Origin of the sequence: Streptomyces sp. ADI95-17 (assembly GCF_003846175.1) — a bacterium.
Taxonomy (GTDB): domain Bacteria; phylum Actinomycetota; class Actinomycetes; order Streptomycetales; family Streptomycetaceae; genus Streptomyces; species Streptomyces sanglieri.
Genome location: NZ_ML123044.1, coordinates 1,115,730 through 1,140,181, shown reverse-complemented (window position 1 = coordinate 1,140,181; position 24,452 = coordinate 1,115,730). Strand labels below are relative to the sequence as shown.

24 protein-coding genes and 2 pseudogenes are annotated in these 24,452 nt (G+C 71.2%); 10 read left to right on the top strand and 16 right to left on the bottom strand.

Translation table 11 applies throughout. The features are described from left to right. Positions 1-56 precede the first annotated feature (56 nt). A complete protein-coding gene (locus tag EES42_RS04980; RefSeq protein ID WP_124716845.1) occupies positions 57-572 on the bottom strand; it encodes a carboxymuconolactone decarboxylase family protein in 516 nt (171 codons plus the stop codon). A gap of 47 nt (positions 573-619) precedes the next feature. Between EES42_RS04980 and EES42_RS04975 the strand changes: the two genes are divergently transcribed. Next, positions 620-2,023, top strand: a complete 1,404-nt coding sequence (locus tag EES42_RS04975; RefSeq protein WP_124716844.1) for a MocR-like pyridoxine biosynthesis transcription factor PdxR — start codon at positions 620-622, stop codon at positions 2,021-2,023. Positions 2,024-2,059: 36 nt separating this feature from the next. On the opposite strand, the gene EES42_RS04970 is transcribed toward EES42_RS04975, so the two are convergent. After that, positions 2,060-2,698, bottom strand: coding sequence for a LysE family translocator (locus EES42_RS04970; protein ID WP_124716843.1), 639 nt, complete (start codon positions 2,696-2,698; stop codon positions 2,060-2,062). A 54-nt stretch (positions 2,699-2,752) separates the two neighbouring features. Beyond that, positions 2,753-3,625 (bottom strand): hypothetical protein, encoded by an 873-nt coding sequence (locus EES42_RS04965; RefSeq protein ID WP_124717423.1) that lies wholly within the window; start codon positions 3,623-3,625, stop codon positions 2,753-2,755. Between the two features lie 127 nt (positions 3,626-3,752). On the opposite strand from EES42_RS04965, the gene EES42_RS04960 reads away from it, so the two are divergent. Continuing rightward, positions 3,753-4,019, top strand: a complete 267-nt coding sequence (locus EES42_RS04960) for a hypothetical protein (protein ID WP_124716842.1) — start codon at positions 3,753-3,755, stop codon at positions 4,017-4,019. Positions 4,020-4,025: 6 nt separating this feature from the next. Further along, positions 4,026-5,222: a glutathionylspermidine synthase family protein gene (locus EES42_RS04955; protein ID WP_124716841.1), complete on the top strand. Its 1,197-nt coding sequence runs from the start codon at positions 4,026-4,028 to the stop codon at positions 5,220-5,222. A gap of 124 nt (positions 5,223-5,346) precedes the next feature. Here the strand turns inward: EES42_RS04955 and EES42_RS04950 are convergent, their stop codons facing one another. Continuing rightward, complete coding sequence (locus EES42_RS04950) at positions 5,347-6,183, bottom strand: SMI1/KNR4 family protein (RefSeq protein WP_124716840.1); 837 nt, start codon at positions 6,181-6,183, stop codon at positions 5,347-5,349. A 62-nt stretch (positions 6,184-6,245) separates the two neighbouring features. Beyond that, complete coding sequence (rocD, locus tag EES42_RS04945; protein WP_124716839.1) at positions 6,246-7,451, bottom strand: ornithine--oxo-acid transaminase; 1,206 nt, start codon at positions 7,449-7,451, stop codon at positions 6,246-6,248. Between the two features lie 130 nt (positions 7,452-7,581). Between rocD and trpS the strand changes: the two genes are divergently transcribed. Next, positions 7,582-8,604 (top strand): tryptophan--tRNA ligase, encoded by a 1,023-nt coding sequence (gene trpS, locus EES42_RS04940; protein WP_124716838.1) that lies wholly within the window; start codon positions 7,582-7,584, stop codon positions 8,602-8,604. A 113-nt stretch (positions 8,605-8,717) separates the two neighbouring features. Continuing rightward, a complete protein-coding gene (locus EES42_RS04935; RefSeq protein ID WP_124716837.1) occupies positions 8,718-9,308 on the top strand; it encodes a 2'-5' RNA ligase family protein in 591 nt (196 codons plus the stop codon). A 31-nt stretch (positions 9,309-9,339) separates the two neighbouring features. Here the strand turns inward: EES42_RS04935 and EES42_RS47555 are convergent. The 3 genes and pseudogenes from EES42_RS47555 to EES42_RS04925 form a co-directional block, all read right to left on the bottom strand. After that, positions 9,340-9,495: pseudogene (locus tag EES42_RS47555) on the bottom strand (decaprenylphospho-beta-D-erythro-pentofuranosid-2-ulose 2-reductase); the annotation flags it as partial. A 174-nt stretch (positions 9,496-9,669) separates the two neighbouring features. Then, positions 9,670-10,242 (bottom strand): annotated as a pseudogene (locus EES42_RS47550) (SDR family NAD(P)-dependent oxidoreductase); the annotation flags it as partial. A 57-nt stretch (positions 10,243-10,299) separates the two neighbouring features. Then, a complete protein-coding gene (locus tag EES42_RS04925; RefSeq protein ID WP_124716835.1) occupies positions 10,300-11,649 on the bottom strand; it encodes an FAD-binding protein in 1,350 nt (449 codons plus the stop codon). A gap of 141 nt (positions 11,650-11,790) precedes the next feature. Here EES42_RS04925 and EES42_RS04920 point away from each other — a divergent pair, with 141 nt between their 5' ends. Further along, positions 11,791-12,744 carry a YihY/virulence factor BrkB family protein gene (locus tag EES42_RS04920; RefSeq protein WP_124716834.1) on the top strand — a complete coding sequence of 318 codons (954 nt, stop codon included), beginning with the start codon at positions 11,791-11,793 and terminating at the stop codon, positions 12,742-12,744. Here the strand turns inward: EES42_RS04920 and EES42_RS04915 are convergent. Beyond that, complete coding sequence (locus EES42_RS04915; RefSeq protein ID WP_323180389.1) at positions 12,692-13,948, bottom strand: D-alanyl-D-alanine carboxypeptidase family protein; 1,257 nt, start codon at positions 13,946-13,948, stop codon at positions 12,692-12,694. The genes EES42_RS04920 and EES42_RS04915 overlap by 53 nt on opposite strands. A 121-nt stretch (positions 13,949-14,069) precedes the next feature. Between EES42_RS04915 and EES42_RS45985 the strand changes: the two genes are divergently transcribed. From EES42_RS45985 to EES42_RS04905, 3 genes are all read left to right on the top strand, one after another. Continuing rightward, entirely contained in the window at positions 14,070-14,315 is a 246-nt protein-coding gene (locus EES42_RS45985) for an SCO4848 family membrane protein (RefSeq protein ID WP_079179553.1), read from the top strand. A gap of 53 nt (positions 14,316-14,368) precedes the next feature. After that, positions 14,369-15,673 (top strand): metallophosphoesterase, encoded by a 1,305-nt coding sequence (locus EES42_RS04910; RefSeq protein WP_124717422.1) that lies wholly within the window; start codon positions 14,369-14,371, stop codon positions 15,671-15,673. 187 nt (positions 15,674-15,860) lie between these two features. After that, positions 15,861-17,417, top strand: coding sequence for an ABC transporter substrate-binding protein (locus EES42_RS04905; protein WP_124717421.1), 1,557 nt, complete (start codon positions 15,861-15,863; stop codon positions 17,415-17,417). A 115-nt stretch (positions 17,418-17,532) separates the two neighbouring features. Here the strand turns inward: EES42_RS04905 and EES42_RS04900 are convergent, their stop codons facing one another. From EES42_RS04900 to EES42_RS04885, 4 genes are all read right to left on the bottom strand, one after another. After that, positions 17,533-18,267: a TetR/AcrR family transcriptional regulator gene (locus EES42_RS04900; RefSeq protein ID WP_124716832.1), complete on the bottom strand. Its 735-nt coding sequence runs from the start codon at positions 18,265-18,267 to the stop codon at positions 17,533-17,535. Positions 18,268-18,290: 23 nt separating this feature from the next. Continuing rightward, positions 18,291-18,728, bottom strand: coding sequence for a thiol-disulfide oxidoreductase DCC family protein (locus tag EES42_RS04895; RefSeq protein WP_206433370.1), 438 nt, complete (start codon positions 18,726-18,728; stop codon positions 18,291-18,293). A 5-nt stretch (positions 18,729-18,733) separates the two neighbouring features. Next, entirely contained in the window at positions 18,734-19,165 is a 432-nt protein-coding gene (locus EES42_RS04890; RefSeq protein ID WP_124716831.1) for a hypothetical protein, read from the bottom strand. A 67-nt stretch (positions 19,166-19,232) separates the two neighbouring features. Further along, positions 19,233-20,459: an MFS transporter gene (locus tag EES42_RS04885; protein ID WP_124716830.1), complete on the bottom strand. Its 1,227-nt coding sequence runs from the start codon at positions 20,457-20,459 to the stop codon at positions 19,233-19,235. A gap of 88 nt (positions 20,460-20,547) precedes the next feature. Here EES42_RS04885 and EES42_RS04880 point away from each other — a divergent pair, with 88 nt between their 5' ends. After that, on the top strand, positions 20,548-21,057 hold the full coding sequence (locus tag EES42_RS04880) for a MarR family winged helix-turn-helix transcriptional regulator (protein ID WP_124716829.1): 510 nt from the start codon (positions 20,548-20,550) through the stop codon (positions 21,055-21,057). An 82-nt stretch (positions 21,058-21,139) separates the two neighbouring features. Here the strand turns inward: EES42_RS04880 and EES42_RS04875 are convergent, their stop codons facing one another. From EES42_RS04875 to sdhA, 3 genes are all read right to left on the bottom strand, one after another. After that, positions 21,140-21,742: a hypothetical protein gene (locus tag EES42_RS04875; RefSeq protein ID WP_124716828.1), complete on the bottom strand. Its 603-nt coding sequence runs from the start codon at positions 21,740-21,742 to the stop codon at positions 21,140-21,142. A gap of 172 nt (positions 21,743-21,914) precedes the next feature. After that, the gene (locus EES42_RS04870) at positions 21,915-22,673 is read right to left on the bottom strand and encodes a succinate dehydrogenase iron-sulfur subunit (RefSeq protein WP_124716827.1); all 759 of its coding nucleotides are present in this window, start codon (positions 22,671-22,673) and stop codon (positions 21,915-21,917) included. After that, positions 22,673-24,427, bottom strand: a complete 1,755-nt coding sequence (sdhA, locus tag EES42_RS04865) for a succinate dehydrogenase flavoprotein subunit (protein WP_124716826.1) — start codon at positions 24,425-24,427, stop codon at positions 22,673-22,675. The genes EES42_RS04870 and sdhA overlap by 1 nt, the downstream gene beginning before the upstream one ends. Positions 24,428-24,452: the final 25 nt, after the last annotated feature.

Here is a 24,452-nt window from a genome sequence, read left to right as displayed (position 1 = left end):
GGGGCTCCTGTGCGGGTGTCGGGGAGTGGCGGTGCGTGGTGCGGGCCTGCGGGGGGTCAGTGCTTGATCTGGCCCGGCTGGTAGTGGCCGGGGACCATGCGGGTGGTCACGGCGAAGCGGTTCCAGGCGTTGATCGTCGTGATCGCGGCGATGAGATGGGCGAGCTCCGTCTCGTCGAAGTGCTTCGCGGCCTTCTCCCACACCTCGTCCGGCACGAAGCCGTCGGTCAGCACGGTCACGGCCTCGGTCAGCTCGATGGCCGCGATCTCCTTGGGCGTGTAGAAGTGCTGCGACTCCTCCCAGGCGCTGAGCTGGACGATCCGCTGGACGGACTCACCGGCCGCGAGCGCGTCCTTGGTGTGCATGTCGAGGCAGAACGCGCAGTGGTTCAGCTGCGAGGCGCGGATCTTCACCAGCTCCCCGATGACCGGGTCGAGGCCCTTACGGGACGCCGCGTCCAGCCGGACCATCGCCTTGTAGACATCGGGCGCGAGCCCGGCCCAGTTCTGCAGGCGGGGGGAGTGCTCGGGGTTGAGCTCGGAGGTCGGGTGGCTGTGCTCGTTCGTCGTCATGGGTACGACATTACGCGGCAGATGGCGCACCGGTATGGTCCATTTCCATGACTGATTCATGGGCCACTTTCGGTGCCGACCTGCATCTTGAGACGACCGGGGCGCCGCGGCTGCGGGCCGGGCTCATGGACGCGCTGCGCGAGGCCGTACGCACGGGCCGGCTGGCACCCGGCACCCGGCTGCCGTCCTCCCGCGGCCTCGCCGCCGACCTGGGCATCGCCCGGAACACCGTCGCCGACGCCTACGCGGAGCTGGTCGCCGAGGGATGGCTCACCGCCCGGCAGGGCTCGGGCACCAGGGTGGCGCAGCGGGCCGAGCCGCGCCCGCCGGCCGGCCGGACCGTACGGGCCCGCGCGGCACGGTCCCGGCCCGCCCACAACCTGCTGGGCGGGTCGCCCGACCTCTCGACGTTCCCGCGGGCCGACTGGCTCAAGGCGTCGCGGCGCGCCCTGTCCGCCGCGCCCAACGACGCCTTCGGGTACGGCGATCCGCGCGGGCGCATCGAGCTGCGCACCGTGCTCGCCGACTATCTGGCGCGGGCCCGCGGCGTGTACGCGGACCCGGAGCGGATCATGATCTGCGCCGGTTTCGTGCACGCGCTGAAACTGATGGGGCCGGTGCTGCGCAAGCGGCGGGTGCGGGAGGTGGCCGTCGAGTCGTACGGGCTGGACATCCACCGGAACCTGCTCGCGGACGCCGGGCTGCGGCTGCCCTGTCTGCCGGTCGACGGACTCGGTGCTCGGACCGGCGAACTGGCCGCCCTGCGTGGCGTGGGTGCGGTCCTGATGACGCCCGCGCACCAGTTCCCGACCGGTGTGCCGCTCCACCCCGACCGGCGGGCCGCGGCCGTGGACTGGGCGCGCGGCACGGGCGGGCTGATCCTGGAGGACGACTACGACGGCGAGTTCCGCTACGACCGGCAGCCGGTCGGCGCGCTCCAGGGCCTCGACCCCGAACGCGTGGTGCACCTGGGCACGACGAGCAAATCACTGGCACCCGGGCTGCGCCTGGGGTGGATGGTGCTGCCGGATTCGCTGGTGGGCGAGGTGACCGAGGCCAAGGGGATGAGCGACTGGTCGTCGAGCGCGCTGGACCAGCTGACGCTCGCGGAGTTCATCGAGTCGGGTGCGTACGACCGGCATGTGCGCTCGATGCGGCTGCGCTACCGGCACCGCCGCGACCAGCTCGTCGAGGCCCTGGCGGAACGGGCCCCCGGCGTCCGGGTCAGCGGCATCGCGGCCGGGCTGCACGCCGTGCTCGAACTGCCCGAGGGCACCGAGCCGTCGGTGCTCCGGGCGGCGGCCTGGCAGGGCCTGGCCCTGGAGGGGATATCCCGCTTTCGGCACCCGGACGCCGGTCCGGGCCGCGACGCGCTGGTCATCGGCTACGGGACCCCCACCGACAGCGCCTGGTCGGGCGCGCTGGAGGCGCTCTGCCGGGTGCTGCCCTGAGACCCGCAGGCTGCCGGAGGTCCCCCGGCAGCCCCCTCAGTCGCCGAGCGCCAGCCGGACGCCGAAGGCGGCGACGACGGTCCCGGTGATCCGGTCGAGCACCCGGCGGGCCTGCGGTTTGCGGAGCCAGCCGTGCAGCACCCGGGCGAAGCCGATGAGCACGGTCGACCAGGCCAGACCCATGACGATGTGCACGGAGGCGAGCAGGAGCCCCATCGTGAAGTGGCTGCTGCCGGCCGGGATGAACTGGGGCAGGACGGCGACGTAGAAGGCGCCCATCTTCGGGTTGAGGAGGTTGGTGAGCGCTCCCTGCCGCCAGCCGCCGGCGAACGAGTCCGCGCCGGCCAGGAGGGCGGGGTCGTCCGCCTCTTCGGCGGGCAGCCCGCGGAAGGTGTCGCGGAGCATGCGGATGCCCATCCAGACCAGATAGGCCGCGCCGACCCAGCGCAGCGTCAGATAGGCGAGATGGGAGGCGGTGAAGAGTGCGGTCACCCCGAGGGAGGTGAGCACACCCCACAGCAGGGTGCCGGACTGGATTCCGAGGACGACGCCCCAGGCTCTTCTGCGCCGGCCGAGGGCCGAGGTGCGCAGGATCAGAGCGGTGTCGAGTCCGGGGGTGAGAGTGAGGAGCCCTACGACGAGGGCGAAGGACCACAGCGCGGTGCTAATTGCCACGGAATGCCAGCGTACGTCACCGGGCCGGCGACGCGGACCGGCACCCGGCGCGGGTCACTTCTCGCAGTGGTCCCGCTCGGCCGCGTCGTCCGCCGGTCCCCGGGTGGCCGCCGGGGCCTCGCCGAAGCGGGCCAGGGCCAGCGCGCCCGCCACCGCGACCACGAAGCCGGCGACCGCCACCCACTCCAGGCCCTCGCGGGTCCGGTCGCCGAGCCAGACCACGCCCACCAGCGCCGGGCCGATCGTCTCGCCGAGCACCATGCCGGCCGTCGCCGTCGTCACCGAACCGCGTTGCAGGGCCGAGGTCAGCAGCAGGAACGCCGAACCGCCGCCCAGCAGCAGCGCGTACGCGGCCGGGTCGGCGAGCAGCGCGGCCGGGGACACGTCGTCGATCAGCCGGACCGTGACCTCCACCACCCCGAAGCCGCAGCCCGCGCCGAGCCCCAGCACGAGCGCCCGGGGCCGCTCCGGGAGGCGGCCGGCCGCCGCGCCGATCAGCAGGATGCCCAGCGCGATCCCCAGCATCGACCAGGCCAGGGCGGCCGAACCGGTCCCGTGGCCCTCGCCGCCGGACGCCAGCCCCAGCATGCCGAGGCCCGCGCAGACGACGCCGACCGCGCTCCACTCGACGCCGCTCAGCCGCACCCCGAGCAGCCGCGCGGCGACCACCGCCGTCACCGCGAGGCTCGCGGCCAGCGCGGCGCCGACCGCGTAGATCGGCAGGGAACGCAGGGCGATGATCTGGAGGACGAAACCGCAGCCGTCCAGGGCGAGTCCGGCGACGTACCGCCACTGGCGCAGGGCGCGCAGCAGCAGTGCCGGATCGACCCCCGCGTCCGACCCCGGCTCGGCGGCGGCCCGCGCGGCGACGGCCTGGAGGACCGAGGCGGTGCCGAAGCAGACGGCGGCACCGAGCGCGCAGATCATCCCGAGGATCACACAGTGACTCTACTTGTGGACGTCCGGTGCACCCGCTTCCCGCCGTCATCGGCAGGCATCTAATCTGACGGATGGTCGCATTGGCTTGATTCGTACGCACGGGGGAGTCGGGAACATGGCGCGCAGGCTGAGGTCGAGCACGGTCGTGCTCGGTGGCATGGGGGTGCTCGCGGCGATGATCACGTCCTGTGGTTCGGAGCCGGACAAGCGGTGTGTCGACCCGCTGACCCGGGACAAGCTGCCGAGCTACGAGTGCAAGAGCGGCAAGGGCTCGTACTACTACGGCGGCAGCAGCAAGAACGGCAAGGTGGAGGGCGGCAGTTTCGACAAGTCCGCGGTCGACCGCGGCGGTTTCGGCTGCTCGGGCACCGGCGGCGGCTGAACCGGCATGGAACGCCGCACCACAGAACCCCGCCCCGACTGGCAGCGGACGGTGGAGGAACAGGGCGTCGTCTTCCCGCTCACCCGCTACCCGGACGGATCGCTGCGCCCGTACTGGGACGAGAGCGCCTACTACGTCTTCTCGCTGCCCGAGGTCGAGGCGCTGGAGGACGTCGTCGAGGAACTGCACGCCATGTGCCTGGCCGCGGCCGCGCACATCGTGGAGCGGGACCGCTTCGCCGAACTCGGCATCACCGACCGGCGGTTGCCCGGTCTGATCACTCAGTCCTGGCAGTGGCGGGCCGAACTGCCTTCCCTGTACGGCCGGTTCGACCTGCGCTACGACGGCACCGGACCGGCGAAGATGCTGGAGTACAACGCGGACACCCCCACCTCCCTGGTGGAGGCCGCGAGCGCCCAGTGGTTCTGGATGGAGGACCGCTTCCCGGGCGCCGACCAGTGGAACTCGCTGCACGAACGGCTCGTCGCGGCCTGGAGACGCCAGGCACCCCTGCTGCCGCCGGGGCCGCTGCACTTCGCGCACTCCGACGGCGACGAGCTGGGCGAGGACCTGATGACGGTCGCGTATCTGCGCGAGACCGCGGAACAGGCCGGCATCGGGACGGAGGCGCTCTCCGTCGAGCAGATCGGCTGGGACCGGCTGAGCGGGCGGTTCGTCGACGACCGGCTCCGGTTCATCCGGAGCTGCTTCAAGCTGTATCCGTGGGAGTGGCTGGCGACCGACCGGTTCGGCCCGCATGTGCTCGACACCCTCGACAACGGCGGCGGTACGGGCACCACCTGCTGGATCGAGCCCGCCTGGAAGATGCTGCTGTCCAACAAGGCGCTGCTGGCGATCCTCTGGGAGCTCTACCCGGGCCACCCGAACCTGCTGCCCTCCTACCTCGACGGTCCCCGCGGACTCGCGGCGGACCCGGGCGACGGGGGCCGCGGCTACGTCGCCAAGCCGCTGCTCGGCCGCGAGGGCGACGGCGTCACGATCCATGAGCCGGGAAGCCCCGTGGTGCTGCGGGACGAGCCCTGCTGCTACCAGGAGCTGGCACCGCTGCCGGACTTCGACGGCAACCGCGTGGTGCTGGGCGCATGGGTCGTGGAGGACGAGGCGGCCGGGCTCGGCATCCGCGAATCGGCCGGCCCGGTCACGGACGAGTACGCCCGCTTCCTGCCGCACGTCATCCTCTAGACCGCCGCTCAGCCGACCGGACCGCCGCTCAGCCGACCGGACCGCCACTCAGCCGGCCGGACCGCCACTCAGCCGGCCGGACCGCCACTCAGCCGGCCGGACTGCCGCTCGGCCGGACCGCCGCTCAGCCGGGCAGCGGCCCGCCCGCGCGCAGCCAGCCGAGCAGATCGTCCGTGACCGGCTCGCCCGCCGCCCCGATGTCCTCGCCAGCCGCGCCCAGGCCCAGCCGGTACAGGGTGGTGCGGTCGCGGCCGTGGCGGCGCATGAAGAGCCCGTCGCCGCCGCTGTCGTCCCCGACCAGCACCCAGCCGGGCCCGTACCGGGGCACCTCGAAGGTCTCGTTGCGTTCCTGGATCAGGTGCGGGCCGTAGACGTGCACGCCGTTGTCGAGCAGCACACCGGGCGTCGACCGCCACAGCCGGGCGACCGCCGGATTGGGGCCGTCCCGCAGGCCGCGCGACAGCGCCGCCCGGACGGTCAGGAACCCGGCGAAGGATTCCGCGACCGGGTACTCGCACCCGTCCGTGCCGTCCCGCCCGAGCACCGGGTACTCCCCGTCCTCGCCCGCCCGGTCCAGGGCGAAGCGGAACTCGTCGCCGCAGTCCGGCTCGACGGCGAAGCAGAGCCGCTCGCCGTCCCGCCGCCAGCCCGCGGTGACGGCCTCGTACATCTCGCCCGCCGGATCGCCCGCCGGATCGCCCGCCGAGTCGTCGCCGGACCCGCCGGACCCGCCGGACCCGCCGGACCCGCCGGACCCGCCGGGCGCCACCGTGGCGATGTCCGCGTTCCCGGCCCGTCCGTGGCCGTACTCGGCCAGCCACCACCGGTACGACGGCGGCAGCGGCCCGACGCGCGCCTCGGCCTCGCGGATCAGGGCCTGCGGCACGCCGCCCGCGGGCCCGCGGCCGAACCCCGGTGACTCCTCGATCAGGTCGCGCAGCTGTGTCAGGTCGGGTCTCACGGTGCGGAGTCTGCCAGGGCGGGCCGGGCGGACGGCCCCCGGCCCGCCCGGCCGCCCGGGGCTCAGCCGCGCAGCACGGCCCGGAGCTGTTCGAGGCCCCAGTCCAGGTCCTCCTTGCTGATCACCAGCGGCGGGGCGATCCGGATCGTCGAGCCATGGGTGTCCTTGACCAGCACCCCGCGATCCATCAGCTTCTCGGAGATCTCCCGGCCGGTGCCGTGGCTCGGGGCGATGTCGACCCCCGCCCACAGCCCGCGGCCGCGCACCTCCTGCACCGCGCCGCCGCCCACCAGCAGCCCGAGCTCCTGGTGCAGGTGCTCGCCCAGCTCGGCCGCCCGCTGCTGGAACTCGCCGGTGCGCAGCATCGCGATGACCTCCAGCGCGACCGCGCAGGCGAGCGGATTGCCGCCGAACGTCGAACCGTGCTCACCGGGCCGGAACACCCCGAGCACGTCCTGCGACGAGACCACCGCCGACACCGGCACCACCCCGCCGCCCAGCGCCTTGCCGAGCACGTACATGTCCGGCACCACGCCCTCGTGCTCACAGGCGAAGGTCCGGCCGGTCCGGCCCAGGCCCGACTGGATCTCGTCCGCGATGAACAGCACGTTCCGCTCGCGGGTGAGCGCCCGCACCCCGGGGAGATAGCCGGGCGGCGGCACCAGCACCCCGGCCTCGCCCTGGATCGGCTCCATCAGCACCGCCACGGTGTTCTCGGTCATCGCCTCCCGGAGCGCCGTGAGATCCCCGTACGGCACGATCTCGAACCCCGGCGTGTACGGGCCGAAGTCCTCCCGCGCCTCCGGGTCCGTGGAGAAGCTGATGATCGTGGTGGTCCGGCCGTGGAAGTTGTTCGCGGCGACGATGATCTTCGCCATGCCGTCCGGGACGCCCTTCACCCGGTACCCCCACTTGCGGGCCGTCTTCACCGCGGTCTCCACGGCCTCCGCCCCGGTGTTCATCGGCAGCACCGACTCCATGCCGCACAGCTCGGCGAGCTGCGTACAGAAGTCGGCGAACCGGTCGTGATGGAAAGCACGTGAGGTGAGCGTCACCCGCTCCAGCTGTGCCTTGGCCGCGTCGATCAGGCGCCGGTTGCCGTGTCCGAAGTTGAGCGCCGAGTAGCCGGCGAGCATGTCGAGGTAGCGGCGGCCCTCGACGTCGGTCATCCAGGCCCCTTCCGCCGTGGCGACGACGACGGGCAGCGGATGGTAGTTGTGCGCGCTGTGCGCCTCGGCGGAGGCGATGGCGGTTTCCGTGGTCGACACGGGATCTCCGTTCGTCGTGGGGCGGGCGGGGGTGGTGCCCACTTTGTATCGTTGGTCGGATCAGCGGCGAGGAAACCTGTATTTCCCGGCGCGCCAGGCCGGTCGGGGCCTGCTGCCCGTACCTGAGACAATGAGTTCCATGGCCTCTGAACGCCCCCGTGTGCTCTCCGGAATCCAGCCCACCGCAGGCTCGTTCCACCTCGGCAACTACCTCGGCGCGGTCCGCCAGTGGGTGGCGCTGCAGGACTCCCACGACGCCTTCTACATGGTCGTGGACCTGCACGCGATCACCATCCCGCAGGACCCCGCGGAGCTGCGCGCCAACACCAGGCTCGCCGTCGCCCAGCTCCTCGCCGCAGGTCTCGACCCGGAGCGCTGCACGCTCTTCGTCCAGAGCCACGTCCCCGAGCACGCGCAGCTCGGCTGGGTCATGAACTGCCTCACCGGCTTCGGCGAGGCCTCGCGCATGACGCAGTTCAAGGACAAGTCCGCCAAGCAGGGCGCCGACCGCACCACGGTCGGTCTCTTCACCTACCCGATGCTGATGGTGGCCGACATCCTGCTGTACCAGGCCGACCAGGTCCCGGTCGGCGAGGACCAGCGCCAGCACCTCGAACTGACCCGCAATCTGGCCGAGCGGTTCAACGCCGGCTACGGCGACACGTTCACCGTGCCGGACCCGTACATCCTCAAGGAGACGGCGAAGATCTACGACCTCCAGGACCCGTCGGCGAAGATGAGCAAGTCGGCGGCCACCCCGAAGGGCCTGATCAACCTTCTGGACGAGCCGAAGACCACCGCCAAGAAGGTGAAGAGCGCGGTCACCGACACCGACACGGTGATCCGCTTCGACCGGGCCGAGAAGCCCGGCGTCAGCAATCTGCTGAGCATCTACTCGACACTCACGGGCACCGGTATCGCGGATCTGGAGCAGAAGTACGAGGGCAAGGGCTACGGTGCGCTCAAGACCGACCTCGCCGAGGTCATGGTCGAGTTCGTCACACCGTTCCGGACCCGTACGCAGGAATATCTGGACGACCCGGAGACGCTGGACTCGATCCTGGCCAAGGGCGCGGAGAAGGCCCGTGCCGTCGCGGCCGAGACCCTGGCCCGGACGTACGACCGGATGGGCTTTCTGCCCGCGAAGCACTGAGTCCAAGGACCCTGGCGGTTTCGCTGCCGCAGGCGTCACACTGGCGACGGGAAGCTGAACCCGGTGGATGGCCGAAAGCAGGCCATCGGCCATCGAGCATTGAGGAGGACGACGTGGGGACCGTAACGCTCGGCGTTTCGATCGCGGTCCCGGAGCCCTACGGCAGCCTGCTCCAGGAGCGGCGCGCGAGCTTCGGGGACCCTGCCGCGTACGGCATTCCCACCCACGTCACCCTTCTCCCGCCGACCGAGGCCGAGGCGGCCGACCTGCCCGCGATCGAGGCGCACCTCGCCCAGATCGCGACGGGCGGCCGCCCCTTCCCGATGCGGCTGTCCGGCACGGGGACCTTCCGTCCCCTCTCGCCGGTCGTCTTCGTCCAGGTCGTCGAGGGCGCCTCGGCCTGCACCTGGCTGCAGAAGCGGGTCCGGGACGCCTCCGGGCCGCTGGTCCGTGAGCTCCAGTTCCCGTACCACCCGCATGTGACCGTGGCGCACGACATCGCCGAGGAGGCGATGGACCGGGCGTACGCCGAGCTGGCCGACTACGAGGCGGCCTGGACCTGCGGTTCCTTCGCGCTGTACGAGCAGGGCTCGGACAGCGTCTGGCGCAAGATCAACGAGTTCCCGTTCGAAGCCGGGGGCAGCGCCCCCGCGGTGCCCGCGCAGGGCGGCTCCTCCGTGGACGAGCCCTCCCTGCACCCCTGAGCGACCCCCGTACCACCCCGGCGCCGCCGGCTCAGAGCGGCAGGCGCCGGAACAGCGGGCGCGGCACGTGCCGCAGCGCCGACATCACCGCACGCAGCGACCCGGGCACCCACACCGTCTCCGAACGCCGCCGCAGCCCCGTCACGATGGCCTCCGCGACCGCGTCCGGCGTCGTGGTCAGGGACGGCGCCTCCAGCGGCGCCGAGGCGAACCGGGCCGAGGCCGACCGTGCCGCGGTGATCCGGGCCGACGCGAGCAGCGCCACCCCGCCCCGGGCCGGCGCGGGCGACGGCGACGCGGCCCGCGCGGCAGGCACCGTCTCCGGGGCCGTCTCCGGGGCCGGCTCCGGGGCCGGCTCCGGGCGTACGAGGCCGGGGCGCACGACCATCACATGCACCCCGGTCCCGTGCAGCGCGTCCCCCAACCCCTGCGTGAACGCGTCCAGACCCGCCTTGCTGGACCCGTAGATGAAGTCGGCACGGCGTACGCGTTCACCCGCCACCGAGGAGAGCACCACCAGCGAGCCGTGCCCCTGCGCCTGGAGTGCGCCGGCGCACACCAGCCCGGCGGAGACGGCCCCGGTGTAGTTGGTCTGGGCGACCCGGACCGCGGCGAGCGGCTCCTCCTCGTCGCGGCCCTGGTCGCCGGCGATGCCGAAGGCGAGCAGCACCATGTCGATGTCGCCCTCGGCGAAGATCTCGCCGAGGGCGGTCTCGTGCGACTCGGCGTCCAGGGCGTCGAAGCCGACCGTACGGACGTCTGCGCCGCGGGCGCGCAGTTCGGCGGCGGCCGCTTCGAGGGCGGGGCCGGGGCGCCCGGCCAGCCGGACCGTACGGGTCCGCAGGGCGATCAGCCGCCGGGCGGTGGCCAGCGCGATCTCCGACGTGCCGCCGAGGACGAGCAGGGACTGCGGGGCTCCGAAGGCGTCCTTCACGAAGACACCCCTTTCAGACGTGGGCGGTTCGGGTGTGGGAGGTCGAGGGAGGCGGCGTCAGAGCGACAGACGGCGGGACAGGTCCGAGCGGAAGGCCCCGGCCGGGTCCAGCTCGGCACGGAGCGACCGGAAGTCGGCCAGCCTCGGATACATCGCGGCCAGCAGCTCCGGCCGGAGCCGGGAGTCCTTCGCCAGACAGACCCGGCCGCCGGCCGCCGCCACCTCCTCGTCCAGCGAGTCCAGGAATCCGGCCAGGCCGGGCAGGGCGGCGGGCAGGTCGAGGGCGAGCGTCCAGCCGGGCACCGGGAACGACAGCCAGCCGGGGTCCCCGGCGCCGAACCGTTTGAGCACGGCGTTCGTCGTCGGCCAGCGCCGCCGGGAGATCCGGTGCACGATCCGGCGCAGCGTCTCCTCCCGGCCGTGGCCGACGGCGAACTGGTACCGCACGGATCCGGCCCGCCCATGGATCCGGTTGCGGTGCGGCAGGCCGTCCAGGGGGTGGAAGAACGCGGCGAGCCGCTGGAGTTCACCGATCCGGTACCTGGGCGCGCCGCGGTACCGCACCTCGTTGAGCAGGGCGGCCGGGGCGCCGCCCAGCAGCGCCTCCGGCACGAGGGCGGGGGCGGCCGGCAGCGGCCCCGGGCGGAACGAGAGCGGTGTGCGCCGGGCGCGCGCCGGTAGCGCGTACCGGGGTACGTGCTCCCCCCGGGTGAGTACGGAGCGCCCCGTGGCCCGGCCGCGGGCGCGGAGGTCGATCCAGGCGGCCGAGTAGCGGTAGCGGTGGTCCCCGGCGCCGAGCCGTTCCAGCAGGTCGTCCAGGTCCACGGCGCGTTCGGTGTCGACCGACATCCATGAGCTGGTGACGCGGTGGCACCGGAGCGTGGCCGAGAGGATCACCCCCGTCAGGCCGAGGCCGCCCGCGGTCGCGTCGAAGAGCGCGGTGCCGGGGCGTACGGTGCGGATCTCGCCCTCGGCACTCAGCAGTTCCAGCTCCTGGACATGCCGGGAGAAGGAGCCCGAGATGTGCTGGTTGTGACCGTGGATGTCGGCGCCGACCGCGCCGCCCACGGTGACGTACCGGGTCGTGGGCGTGACCGGGACGAACCAGCCGAGCGGCAGCAGGACCTCCGTCAGCCGGTGCAGGCTGACCCCGGCGTCGCAGACCACGAGCCCGGCGGCGGCGTCCACGGTGCGGATCCGGTTGAGCGCGGTCATGTCGAGGACGGAGCCGCCCGCGTTCTGGGCCGCGTCGCCGTGCGCCCGGCCGAGGCCCCGGGCGATGGAGCCGCGGGGCCCGCAGCCGCGTACCGTCGCCGCCGCCTCCTCGTACGAACGGGGGCGGAAACGCACGGCGGTCGTCGGGGCGGTGCGGCCCCAGCCGGTCAGGGACACGGTGTCGACAGACATGACGGTGACCGTATCGCCCGGGAAAACCCTTTCGAGGTATTTGTTACAACACTCACCGATATGGGTGATTGAAGAAGTGTCAGCCCGTACGGCAACAGGGCCGGTTTCGGTTTTCCGGGCCGGGGAGGGTAGTCGTACGTCATGGACTGGCTCAAGAACCTCCCCGTCATCGGGCCGATCGTCTCCCGGCTGATGACGACGCACGCCTGGCGCTCCTACGAGACGCTGGAGCGGGTCCATTGGGCCAGGCTCTCCGCCGCGATCACCTTCATCAGCTTCCTGGCGCTCTTCCCGCTGATCGCGGTCGGTGCGGCGATCGGCGCCGCGCTGCTCTCCACCGAGCAGCTCCACAAGATCGAGGACAAGCTCGCCGAGCAGGTGCCGGGCATCTCCGACCAGCTCGGCATCGGGAATCTGGTGGCCCACGCGGGCACGGTGGGTGTGGTGGCCGGTGCGGTGCTGCTCTTCACCGGCATCGGCTGGATCGGCTCGATGCGGGACTGCCTGCGTGCCGTCTGGGACCTGGACGACGTGAGCCTGGGCAATCCGGTCGTGCGCAAACTCAAGGACACCGGGCTGCTGCTGGGGCTCGGCGGGGCGGTGCTCGCGACGCTGGCCGTGTCGTCGGCCGGCTCCGTCGCCGTCGGCTGGACGGCGGAGCTGCTCGGCATCTCGGACCGCGGCGCCGGCGGTGTGGTGCTCCAGGTGGCCACCCTGCTGGTGGCGGCGCTCGCCGGATTCCTGCTGCTGCTCTATCTGCTGACCCTGCTGCCCGGCGTCGAGCCGCCGCGGCACCGGCTGCTGGTCGCCGGAGCGCTCGGCGCGATCGGCTTCGAACTGCTCAAGCTGCTGCTCGGCAGCTACATGAAGGGCGTGGCGTCGAAGAGCATGTACGGCGCCTTCGGGGTGCCGGTCGCGCTGCTGCTGTGGATCAACCTCTCGGCGAAGCTGCTGCTGTTCTGCGCCGCCTGGACGGCGACGCAGAACAGCGAGGAGGCCGGCGACGCCGAGGGCGAGGCCACCGAAGAACCGTCCGGGCCGGTCAGCGGCGCGGGAGGCGACGGACCAGGTCCGGCAGCGGCCAGCGCCGGTTGACCAGGAACGCCGCGCCGGCCAGCAGCACCACGACCCCCGCGGCGATGCCCAGCGCGATCCCGGCGCCTCCTGCGCCGCCACCCTCGGACGCGGCGGCCTTCGCGCTCTGCGCGGGGCCGTTCTGCCCCTCGTCATTCCCGGGCGTGGCCGTCGATCCCTTGCCGGACCCGGTGCCGGTGGCGGCCGACTTCGGCGGCACCAGCTCGCCGACCGGGGTCACCTTGCCGCTCGCGTCGAAGCCCCAGTCGAGCAGGTCGGCGGCTTCGTCGTAGACGGCGTGGGGCTTTTCGGACGACGGGTTCATGACGGTGACGAGCAGCACCTTGCCGTCGCGTTCGGCGACGCCGGTGAAGGTGTTGCCGGCGTGCGTGGTGTAGCCGTTCTTGACGCCCGCGATGCCCTTGTACGGCTCGACGCCGCCGGCGCCGGTGAGCAGCTTGTTGGTGTTCTGGATGCCGAAGCTCTCGCGCTTGCCGTTCTTCTCCGCGCCGGGGAACTGCGCGTCGGCCGTCGAGCAGTACTCCCGGAAGTCCGCCTTCTGCAGCCCGCTGCGGGCGAACAGCGTCAGGTCGTACGCGCTGGAGACCTGGTCGGGTGCGTCGTACCCGTCGGGCGACACCACCTTCGTGTCGAGCGCCTGCAACTCCTCGGCGTGCGACTGCATCGCGTCCACGGTCTTGGGGACGCCGCCGTACATCGAGGACAGCACGTGCACCGCGTCGTTGCCCGACCGCAGGAACACCCCGAGCCACAGGTCGTGGACCGTGTAGGTGAGCTTCTCCTTGACGCCGACCAGGCTGCTGCCCTCGCCGAGGTTGGCGAGGTCCTCGTCCTTGACCGTGTACTTCTGGGTCTTCGGCTGGAGCGCGGGCATCACGGTGTCCGCGAAGAGCATCTTCAGGGTGGAGGCGGGAGGCAGCCGCCAGTGCGGGTTGTGCGAGGCGAGGACCTGGCCGCTCTCCGCGTCCGCGACGATCCAGGACCTGCCCGTGAGGTCCTTCGGCAGCACCGGGGCGTCCGGTCCCAGCTTGACCTGCGTACCGGCCCGGCCCAGCAGTTCGCCGCCGACCTTGGACATGCCCGCGGGCGGCTTCGGCTGTTCGTCGGAGGCGTCCTTGCCGACCGCCGACGCCGGGCTGACAACAAAAGTGGACAACAAGGCGGCAGAGATGACCGTCAGAGCGGTCTTTTTGAGAGCAGGCACGGTCGGAAACGTACAGGGAGAAGATATGAAAATGGGTGTGGACGGTTTGACCCGCCGGGCGTACCGCCGGGACAGCCCACCCCGGGCGGCTCTGCCGGAGCGCTGCGGAGATACTGAGTCCATGAAGCTCAGCCGCCCCGTCTCCTGGTTCCTGCTCGCCTTCGGGGTGTGGAGCTGGTTCATCTGGATCACTTTCGTCAAGAACCTGTGGAAGGACGGCAGCGGACTCGCCTTCGACGACGCGGGTGACCCGACTGCGTACTTCTGGGTGCATCTGCTGCTCGCCATCACGTCCTTTCTCCTGGGGACGGCAGTTGGAGTGATCGGGTTCCGTGGCGTCAAGGCCCTGCGCCGCGAGCGCGCATAACAGGCCGTACGGCAGGCCGAGGAGAGCGAGTGGCAGTGGCCGGTCTCGTGGTGATGGTGATCGTCGTGCTCGCGCTGCTGGCCGGCGTGCACCGCTATCTGTGGCGCCGCCTCGTCGGTGACACGACGGCCGAGGGCAGCGCGATGCGCAGGGCCGGCACGGTGGCCGCGTACGTACTGCCGCTGCTGAGCGTCGGCGCGCTGGTCTCCGGCCGCGCGGGCGCGCCCTTCTGGCTCCAGCGGGTACTGGCCTGGCCGGGCTATCTGTGGCTGGCCGCCGTGCTGTACCTCACGCTGGCTCTGCTGGTGGGCGAGGCGGTACGGCCGGTTCTGCGCCGGGTACTGGCGCGCCGGGCGGGGCGGCCGGACGACGCGGACACGGCGTCGGCGGACGGCGTGAACGACGCAGGTCCGGCAAGCCGTGCAAACGACGCAGACCACTCGAACCCCGCCGCGGATACGCCGGGCGCGGGGACTTCCGCCGCCCCGGCCACCCTCGTCGCCGAAGCCCCCGCCCCGCCCCGCCCCGACGCACCCAGCCGGCGGCTGTTCGTCGCGCGGGCCGTCGGTGGGGCCGCCGCCGTCGCGGGGCTCGGCACGGTCGGCCTCGGTACCTACGGAGTGCTGCGCGGACCGGGGGTCAAGCGGATCACCGTCCCGCTGGCCAAGCTGCCCCGCTCCGCGCACGGCTTCCGGATCGCCGTCGTCAGCGACATCCACCTCGGCCCGATCCTCGGCCGCGCCCACACCCAGCGGATCGTCGACACGATCAACCGGACCCAGCCGGATCTGGTCGCCGTCGTGGGCGACCTCGTCGACGGAACCGTCGCGGACCTCGGGCCGGCCGCGGAGCCGCTCGCCCGGCTGAAGGCCCGGCACGGGAATTTCTTCGTCACCGGAAATCATGAGTACTACTCCGGCGCCGCCCAATGGGTGGATCACGTAAAGGAGTTGGGTCTTCACCCGCTGGAGAACGACCGGGTGGAGATCGATGGATTCGATCTTGCCGGCGTCAATGACATCGCCGGGGAGAGCGAAGAGCAGGGTCCCGATTTCGCCCGTGCGCTCGGCGACCGGGACCGTACCCGCGCCGCCGTCCTGCTGGCCCACCAGCCCGTCGTCATCCACGACGCGGTCGCCCACGGCGTGGACCTCCAGCTCTCCGGCCACACCCACGGCGGCCAGCTCTGGCCCGGCAACTTCATCGCCGATCTGGCCAATCCCACCGGCGCCGGGCTCGACCGCTACGGCGACACCCAGCTGTACGTCTCACGGGGCGCGGGCGCCTGGGGCCCGCCGGTACGGGTCGGCGCACCGTCCGACATCACCGTCGTGGAGCTGGCCTCACTGCGGGCGTGACTCTCCGTCGACAACCGGTTTCGGACGTACAGATGCACCCAAGGTTTCAACTGCCGAACAAAAGGCTATGAGTCACAGTTTTGCTCTTCCAGATGTGAAAATCGTGTGATTGGCTGATCGCGAGCATGCGGTGATCTGCGTATCTGAGCGCAACGCCGAGGTGGGGCTGGTAAGGGAGAGCACGGCAATGCGGTCGATCCGGCTACGGATTCTCGCGATTCTCGCGGTTTTGGTCATCGCAGGCGTCGTCGCCTGGCAGTTGCTTCCCTCGGACGAGGTGAAGAAGGACCCGGTAGCCGTCGGCACGACGGACGTGGTCACGTCGCTCGACCCGGCAGGCGCGTACGACGCGGGTTCCTGGGCGATGTACAGCAACATCTACCAGTCGCTCATGACGTTCAAGTCCGGGGCGGTGGTCCCCGAGCCCGACGCGGCCGAGAGCTGCGGGTTCATCGGCCAGAAGCTCCAGACGTACCAGTGCAAGCTGCGTGACGACCTGACCTTCTCCAACGGCCGGAAGATCACCGCCGAGGACGTCAAGTACTCCATCGAGCGCATGATCAGGATCAAGACGGACGTCGGTCCGTGGGTGCTGTTCCCGAGCCTGAAGAACGTGGTGGCCGACGGCCGCACGGTCACCTTCAACCTCACCTCGCGCGACGCGACCTTCCCGCAGAAGCTCGCTACCGGAGCCGGTTCGATCGTCGACCGCGAGTCGTACCCGGCCGACAAGCTCCGCAAGGGGAACACGGTCGACGGCTCGGGACCGTACGTCCTGAAGTCGTACCGGTCGGGCGAGATCGCGGAGCTGATCCCCAACACCCGGTACAAGGGCGCGGTGAAGAAGGAGGGCGTCCCGGTCACCGTGCACTACTACCAGAAGTCCAGTGATCTCCTGGCCGCCTGGAACGCCAAGCAGCTCGACGTCACCCACCGCGAACTGCCGCCGGCCACGCTCGCCGAGCTGAACCCCGGCGACCCCGACCTGCGCGTCACCGAGGCGGACAGCGCCGAGATCCGCAACCTCGTCTTCAATGTCCGGCCCGGGACACCGCTGGCCGACAAGAAGGTCCGGCAGGCCATCGCCTCGATCATCGACCGCGGGCCGCTGGTGAGCAACATCTACAAGAGCACGGTCGAACCGCTCTACTCGCTGATCCCGCAGGGGTACATCGGGCACAGCACGCCGTTCTTCGACGCCTACCCGACGCCCGACCCGGCGCGCGCCAAGCAGTTGCTGAAGGACGCCGGCGTGCAGACGCCGGTCAAGGTCGACTTCGGCTACCGCGGCGGCGACGAGACGCAGGCGAAGGAAGCCGAAGAGATCCGCCGCCAGCTGGAGGAGGACGGGCTGTTCAAGATCGAGCTGCACGCCGTGGAGTGGACGAAGTTCCAGAAGGAGTACGCGGCCGGCAAGTACGACGCGTACACGATCGGCTGGCTCCCCGACTACCCGGACCCCGACACCTTCAGCCAGCCGCTCGTCGGCCGCAACAACAGCCTCCACAACGGCTACTCCAGCAAGAAGGTGGACAGCCTGATCGGCTCCACGCTCCAGTACGGCGACCGCGGACGCACCGCGGCCGACTTCAAGGAGCTCCAGGCGCAGGTCGGCGAGGACGTGCCGCTGGTCCCGCTGTGGCAGAAGAAGGACTACGTCGTCAGCACGACGGACGTCTCCGGCTCGCAGTACCTCTCGGACGGCACCGGCATCTGGCGGCTCTGGGAGCTGAAGCGGATCTGACGCTCCGCCGCACACAACAGCGGGGGCGGTCGTACCGGCATCTGCCGGACGGCCGCCCCCGTCGTCCTCCCGCCACCGGCTCCCGGCCGGCGGGCCCTGGGGTCTTTCGTTTGGATCAGGCCGATTCCTCGGACCGTTCCCCGCTCTTCGGCTTCGCGGCGCCGGGCAGGAACTCCTCCAGCACCTCGTGGACCTGCCGCACCAGCGGCCGCAGCACCCGGAACCGGGAGAGCGCGATGGCGCGGGCGCCGATCGGGGCGGAGCGCTCGACCAGGCGGCGGCTGCGTGCGGTGTGCTCGGTGCGGTCGTACACCCAGTACAGCACCAGGCCCATCTGCATCAGCCACATCAACTGCGGCAACAGCTCGGCCAGTTCGGGATCGGTCTTGGCGTCGGACCCGGCCAGGCACTGCCGGTGGATGGAGATCGCCGCCTCGCGGGCCGCGACCGACTCCGCCGAGAACGGGCTGAGCGGGCTCTCCGGGTCGGCGGCGTTCTTGAAGAACTGGGCGGCGAAGCGGTGGTACGGCTCCGCCACGTCCAGCCAGGTGAGAAGGACCCCGCGCATGCGCACCGCGAGGTCCTTGTCGCCGTCCAGGACCGGTTGCACGGCCGCCGCGTGCTCGGCCGCGAGCCGGTCGTAGAAGCCCTGGACGAGGTGTTCCTTGTTCGTGAAGTAGTAGTAGGCGTTCCCCACGGAGACGCCGGCCTCCTGGGCGATGGCCCGCATCGTCGTCTTGTCGTAACCGCGTTCCTGGAAGAGCCGGAGCGCCGTTTCGAGGATGAGTGTGCGGGTCTGCTCGCTCTTGGGAGCCTTGGTTTCCTTCACGTCCTTCACTTCCTTCACCACAGACCCGAGGGTATCCGGCGTGGTCAGCCCGCGGGTCCGGGGACCGTACAGGCGCCGCCCCCGTCCCCGTCCCGGCCGCACGGCGGCGCGGTCAGGGACCGGTACTTCGCGGCGGCGAGCACGGTGGCCCGGGCGAACGGGCGGCCCGCCGGGGTGGTCAGCCAGTGGGCCCTGGGCCGGTGCTCGGCCAGCGCCCAGAGGCAGACGATCCATGCGGAGGTCCCGCGGTAGATCTGCCCCCGGTCGCCGATCACCGTGATCTCGTCCAGCGTCCCGGCGTGGTCGAGCCCGGGGAAGCGGCGGCGCGCCTCCTCGGAGGCCGCCGGGACGAGGTCGAGCGGGACGAGCTGACGCTGCTTCATCAGCCACTGCCGCAGATGCAGGCAGAGCGGGCACCGCGCGTCGTACAGCACCGTCAGGCGCTCCACGGGGAGCCGCTGCCCGCCCGGTCCGCCCGTCATGGGGCTCAGGCCCTCGGGGCGGGCGCCGCCCACGGACCGGTGGCCGGTCCCGTCCAGCCCTGCGGGGCCACCGGCGGGGTCTGCTCACGCTCCATCAGGCCCCGGCGGCGGATCTTGTTGAGCACATAGACGTTGCCGAGGTGCATGACGCCGAGGACGAGCAGTACGACGCCGAGCTTCACCGACAGTGCCTCGAAGAGCCCGCGGGCGTCGGTGACACCGTCGGAGTTCCTCAGGTAGAGGGTGACGAAGCCCAGGTTGACCAGGTAGAAGCCGACCACCAGCAGGTGGTTGACGGCATCGGCGAGCTTCTCGTTCCCGTGCAGTACATCGGCGAGGAACACCTTGCCGTTGCGGCTGAGCGTGCGCGCGACCCAGACGGTCAGCGCCACGCTGATCAGCAGGTAGATGACGTACGCGACAACAGTGAGGTCCATGCCCCACCCTCCCTTGAACGCGTTCAAAAGCTGTTGTCATGGACTGTAGACCTGAAATTGAACATGTTCAAGCGGGGAGTCCGGCGGCTCGCTCCGGCTGCTTGTCCGGCGCCCCGAAGCGCCGTACGCCCGGCACCGCCGCCGTCCCCAGGCAGGCCACGCCGACGGCCACCGCGGCGATGGCCAGGGGCACTTCGGCACCCCAGGCCGAGGCCGCGAGCGGGGCCAGGGCGTAGCCGAGCGGCATCGCGCCGAGGGAGAGCAGCCAGTCGTACGAGGTGACCCGGGCCAGCGCGTGTGCCGGTACGGCCGACTGGACCGAGCTGTCCCAGACCGGGCCGAGGAAGCCGAGACCGGCCTGGGCGACGCCGTACGCGGCGATGGTGAGCGCGACGGGCGCGTGGGCGGCCAGCAGGCCGAGCGGCAGGGCGTACGTGGCGAGGCCCAGGTTGGCCACCAGTATCGGGCGGCGGGGGCGGGCCCGGCCGGCCAGCAGCGAGCCCAGGAGCAGGCCGACCGCGCCGGTCTGGAGGAGGGCGACCCAGACGCCCTTGCCGCCCAGCTCCCGGAGGAAGAGCGCCGGGCCGACGGTCATCAGGACGGCCGCCGCGCCGTTCCAGGTGGCGTGCCCGATCAGGCTCGTCCAGTACCAGTCACGGCTGCGGACCTCGCCCCAGCCCTCCTTGAGGTCGGTGAGCAGCGAGCGCCGGGGGACGGGTACGTGCCGGACCTCGACGGCGGACAGCAGTGCGGCGCTCACCGCGAAAGTGGCGCCGTCCAGCACGAAGGCCCAGCCCGGTCCCGCGGTGAGGATCAGCAGCCCGGCGAGGGCCGGGCCGCCGAGCCGGGTGGCGCTGTTGACCACCGCCATCAGGGAGTTGGCGCGCAGCAGCCCGGACTCCGCCACGGTGCCGCGGATCAGCGGTGAGGCGGTGGGCATCGCGAACGCCCCGGCGGCGCCGCCGACCGCCTCGGCGAGCGCGATCTGCCAGAGCGCGGGGGAGCCGCCGAGCAGCTCCGCGCCGACGAAGAGCTGGGTCGCACACCGTACGAGGTCCGTGGTGAGCGCGACGGTGCGGGCGTTGAAGCGGTCGCCCACGACGCCGCCCAGTGGCAGCAGGAGCAGCTTGGGGACCATCGCGCAGCCCAGCACCAGGGCGAGCGCCCCGGTGGAGCCGGTGGCCAGATAGACGGCCAGGGAGAGGGCGGTGGGGATGACGGCGTCGCCGATGAGCGAGAGGGTGCGGCCGATGAAGAGCAGGCGGAAGGCGCGCGTGCGCAAGGGGTGCGGCATGCGGGAGAACTTATTTCGGTACCGAACTATTCGTCAACGAAATATTTGGCTCCGAAGGGAAGTTGGCGGACCGGCGTACGATTTCCCCATGGAACGACGCGACTGGACCGACGGACACGTGGAGCGCTGGAAGCCCGTCCTGCCCGGCCTGGACCCCGACGTCGAGGGCGCGGTGACCCGCATGAAGAAGCTCTCCGTCCATCTGCGCCGGGTGCGCGAACAGTCCCTGGTCGACTTCGACCTGGACCGCCAGGAGTTCGACACCCTCCACAAACTGGCCGGACGCGGCGGGAAGGCGGCCCCCTCCGAACTCGCCGCCGACCTCGACCTCGCGCCCGCCTCCGTCACCGGCCGGCTCGACGCGCTCGAACGGCGCGGCTTCGTCCGCCGCACCCCCTCCACCACCGACCGCCGACGGGTCGACGTGGAGCTCACCGACACGGGCCGCTCCACCTGGCTGGGCGCGATGGACGTCCTCGGCCACGAGGAGTACCGGCTGCTCGGCGTACTCGGCCCCGACGAGCGCACCCTGCTCAACGACATGCTGCGGCGCATCATGGTGGTCGCCGAGGACCGGGGCGCCGCCGCCTGGGACTGACGGCCGCCCGGCGCGGGACACCCGCGGGACACGCGCGAGGCGCAGGCGTGGAGCGGCTCGCGCGGCCGGGGCGGGGTGTCCGTCAGATGCTCATCGCGCGGGCGGTGTTGAGCTGGGCCATCACCATGGGGAAGGTGTCCTGGCCGGCTGCCGGGATCATCGTCGAGTGGTGCCGGCCGCCGCTGGTCACCGAGACCTGGACGAAGCCGGTCGTCTGCTTCTCCTTCATCAGGAGGAACAGCAGACCGATCAGGCAGAACAGCGCGAAGACGATCGCCAGCACGATCGCGACCGTCGGGATCTTCTCCTCGGTACGGGTCAGGTCCGTCGCCGTCCACACCGCGCCCTTGAGCGGCATCGGACCGGACGGGGTCACGATCTGGTCCTGCATGACGGCGATGTCACCGAGCGTCAGGACCGGCATGCCGGTGCCGGGCTGGGCGCCCGGCGGCTGCGGGAAGCCCTGACCGGGCATGGTCGGCTGGGCCGCGACGCCCTGCGGGTAGCCGTAGCCGGGGCCGGGCTGGGCCGCGGACTCGGGCAGCGGCTGCGGGTAGCCGTACGCCGGGGCGGCGCCCGGACCGGGGTGTCCCGCGCCGTCCGCGACGGTGGGCGGGTTGCCCGGCTGCTGGGGAGCCGGCCCCCACTTGTATGAGTCGTCCGCGTACGGATTCGGATCGCTCAACGTTCCCCGCTCTCGATCAGACCTGTGCGCCCCGGACCCTGCTGGGCCGGCGGCGGCGAACCGGAGCCCGGTTCCGCACGACCGTACCGCCAAGACCCGCACGGCGCAGCAAGAGGCCCCGCTCCCGCAGGATCACTGCGGAGAACGGGGCCGGATGCGACTGCCGGGGCGGTCAGAAGCGGCGCGTGATCAGCGCCCGCTTGACCTCCTGGATCGCCTTGGTGACCTCGATGCCACGGGGGCAGGCGTCCGTGCAGTTGAAGGTGGTGCGGCAACGCCACACGCCGTCACGGTCGTTGAGGATCTCCAGGCGCTGCTCGCCGCCCTCGTCGCGCGAGTCGAAGATGAAGCGGTGCGCGTTGACGATCGCCGCCGGGCCGAAGTACTGGCCGTCGTTCCAGAACACCGGGCACGAGGACGTGCACGCGGCGCACAGGATGCACTTGGTGGTGTCGTCGAAGCGCTCGCGGTCCTCGGGGGACTGCAGGCGCTCGCGGGTCGGCTCGTTCCCCTTGGTGATGAGGAAGGGCATGACATCGCGGTACGCCTGGAAGAACGGGTCCATGTCGACCACGAGGTCCTTGAGGACCGTGAGGCCCTTTATGGCCTCGACCGTGATCGGCTTCTCCGGGTTGACGTCCTTGATCAGCGTCTTGCAGGCGAGCCTGTTCTTGCCGTTGATCCGCATCGCGTCGGAGCCGCAGATGCCGTGGGCGCAGGAGCGGCGGAACGTCAGCGTGCCGTCGATGTCCCACTTGACCTTGTGAAGGGCGTCGAGAACACGCTCCTTCGGGTCGATCTCGATCCGGAAGTCCTGCCACTGGGCCTCGTCGGAGACCTCGGGGTTGAAGCGGCGGATCCGGAGGGTGACCGTGATGTACGGGGAGGCGGCGGACTCCGCCTCGACCTTGTCCAGAGTCGGGGTAGCCATCAGTACTTACGCTCCATCGGCTGGTAGCGGGTCTGGACGACCGGCTTGTAGTCGAGTCGGATCGACTCGGTGCCGTCGGCCGAGACCTCGCGGTACGCCATGGTGTGGCGCATGAAGTTGACGTCGTCGCGGTTCGGGAAGTCCTCGCGGTAGTGACCGCCGCGGGACTCCTTGCGGGCCAGCGCGGAGGTCGCCATGACCTCGGCCAGGTCGAGCAGGTTGCCCAGCTCGATGGCCTCCAGGAGGTCCGTGTTGAACCGCTTGCCCTTGTCCTGGACGGACACGTTGAGGTAGCGCTCGCGCAGCTCGGCGATCTTGTCGACGGCCGTCTTGATGGTCTGCTCGGTGCGGAACACCATCACATTGGCGTCCATGCACTCCTGCAGCTCCAGACGGAGCGTCGCGACCCGCTCGGTGCCCGTCGAGGTGAGCAGCCGCTCGACCTGGTCCTCGACCATCTGCGCCGGGTTCTCGGGAAGCTCGACGAAGTCGTGCTTCGCGGAGTACTCGGCGGCGGCGATGCCGGAACGGCGCCCGAAGACGTTGATGTCGAGCAGCGAGTTGGTGCCCAGCCGGTTGGCGCCGTGCACGGAGACACAGGCGACCTCGCCGGCGGCGTACAGACCCGGGACGACGGTGGTGTTGTCGGCCAGCACCTCGCCCTCGACGTTGGTCGGGATGCCGCCCATGGCGTAGTGCGCGGTCGGCTGGATCGGGATCGGGTCCGTGTAGGGCTCGATGCCGAGGTACGTGCGCGCGAACTCGGTGATGTCCGGGAGCTTGGCGTCCAGCTGCTCCGGCGGGAGGTGCGTGAGGTCGAGGTAGACGTGGTCGCCCTCGGGACCGCAGCCGCGGCCCTCACGGATCTCGGTGTAGATGGAGCGGGACACGACGTCACGGGACGCGAGGTCCTTCATGACCGGCGCGTACTTCTCCATGAAGCGCTCGCCGTCCTTGTTGCGGAGGATGCCGCCTTCACCGCGGGCGCCCTCCGTCAGCAGGATGCCCATGCGCCAGATGCCCGTCGGGTGGAACTGGAAGAACTCCATGTCCTCCAGCGGCAGACCGCGGCGGTAGCAGGCGGCCTGGCCGTCACCGGTCAGGGTGTGCGCGTTGGACGTCACCTTGAAGAACTTGCCGGTGCCGCCCGAGGCATAGATGACCGACTTCGCCTGGAAGACGTGGATCTCGCCGGTCGCCAGCTCGTAGGCGACGACGCCGGCGGACTTCTTGACGCCGTCCTCCTCGACGACCAGCTGGTCCAGGACGTAGAACTCGTTGAAGAATTCCACGCCCTCCTTGACGCAGTTCTGGTACAGCGTCTGGAGGATCATGTGGCCGGTGCGGTCGCCCGAGTAGCAGGCGCGGCGGACCGGGGCCTCACCGTGGTTGCGGGTGTGACCGCCGAACCGGCGCTGGTCGATCTCGCCCTTGGGCGTACGGCCGAACGGCAGGCCCATCTTCTCCAGGTCGAGAACGGCGTCGATGGCCTCCTTCGCCAGGATCTCGGCGGCGTCCTGGTCGACCAGGTAGTCGCCGCCCTTGATCGTGTCGAAGGTGTGCCACTCCCAGTTGTCCTCCTCCACGTTGGCGAGCGCGGCGGCCATGCCGCCCTGCGCGGCGCCCGTGTGGGAGCGGGTCGGGTAGAGCTTGGTGAGCACGGCGGTGCGGCTGCGCTTCGTGGACTCGATGGCCGCGCGCATGCCGGCGCCGCCGGCGCCGACGATGACGGTGTCGTACTTGTGGATCTGCATGATTTCCTCTGGTCCCTCTGGCCCG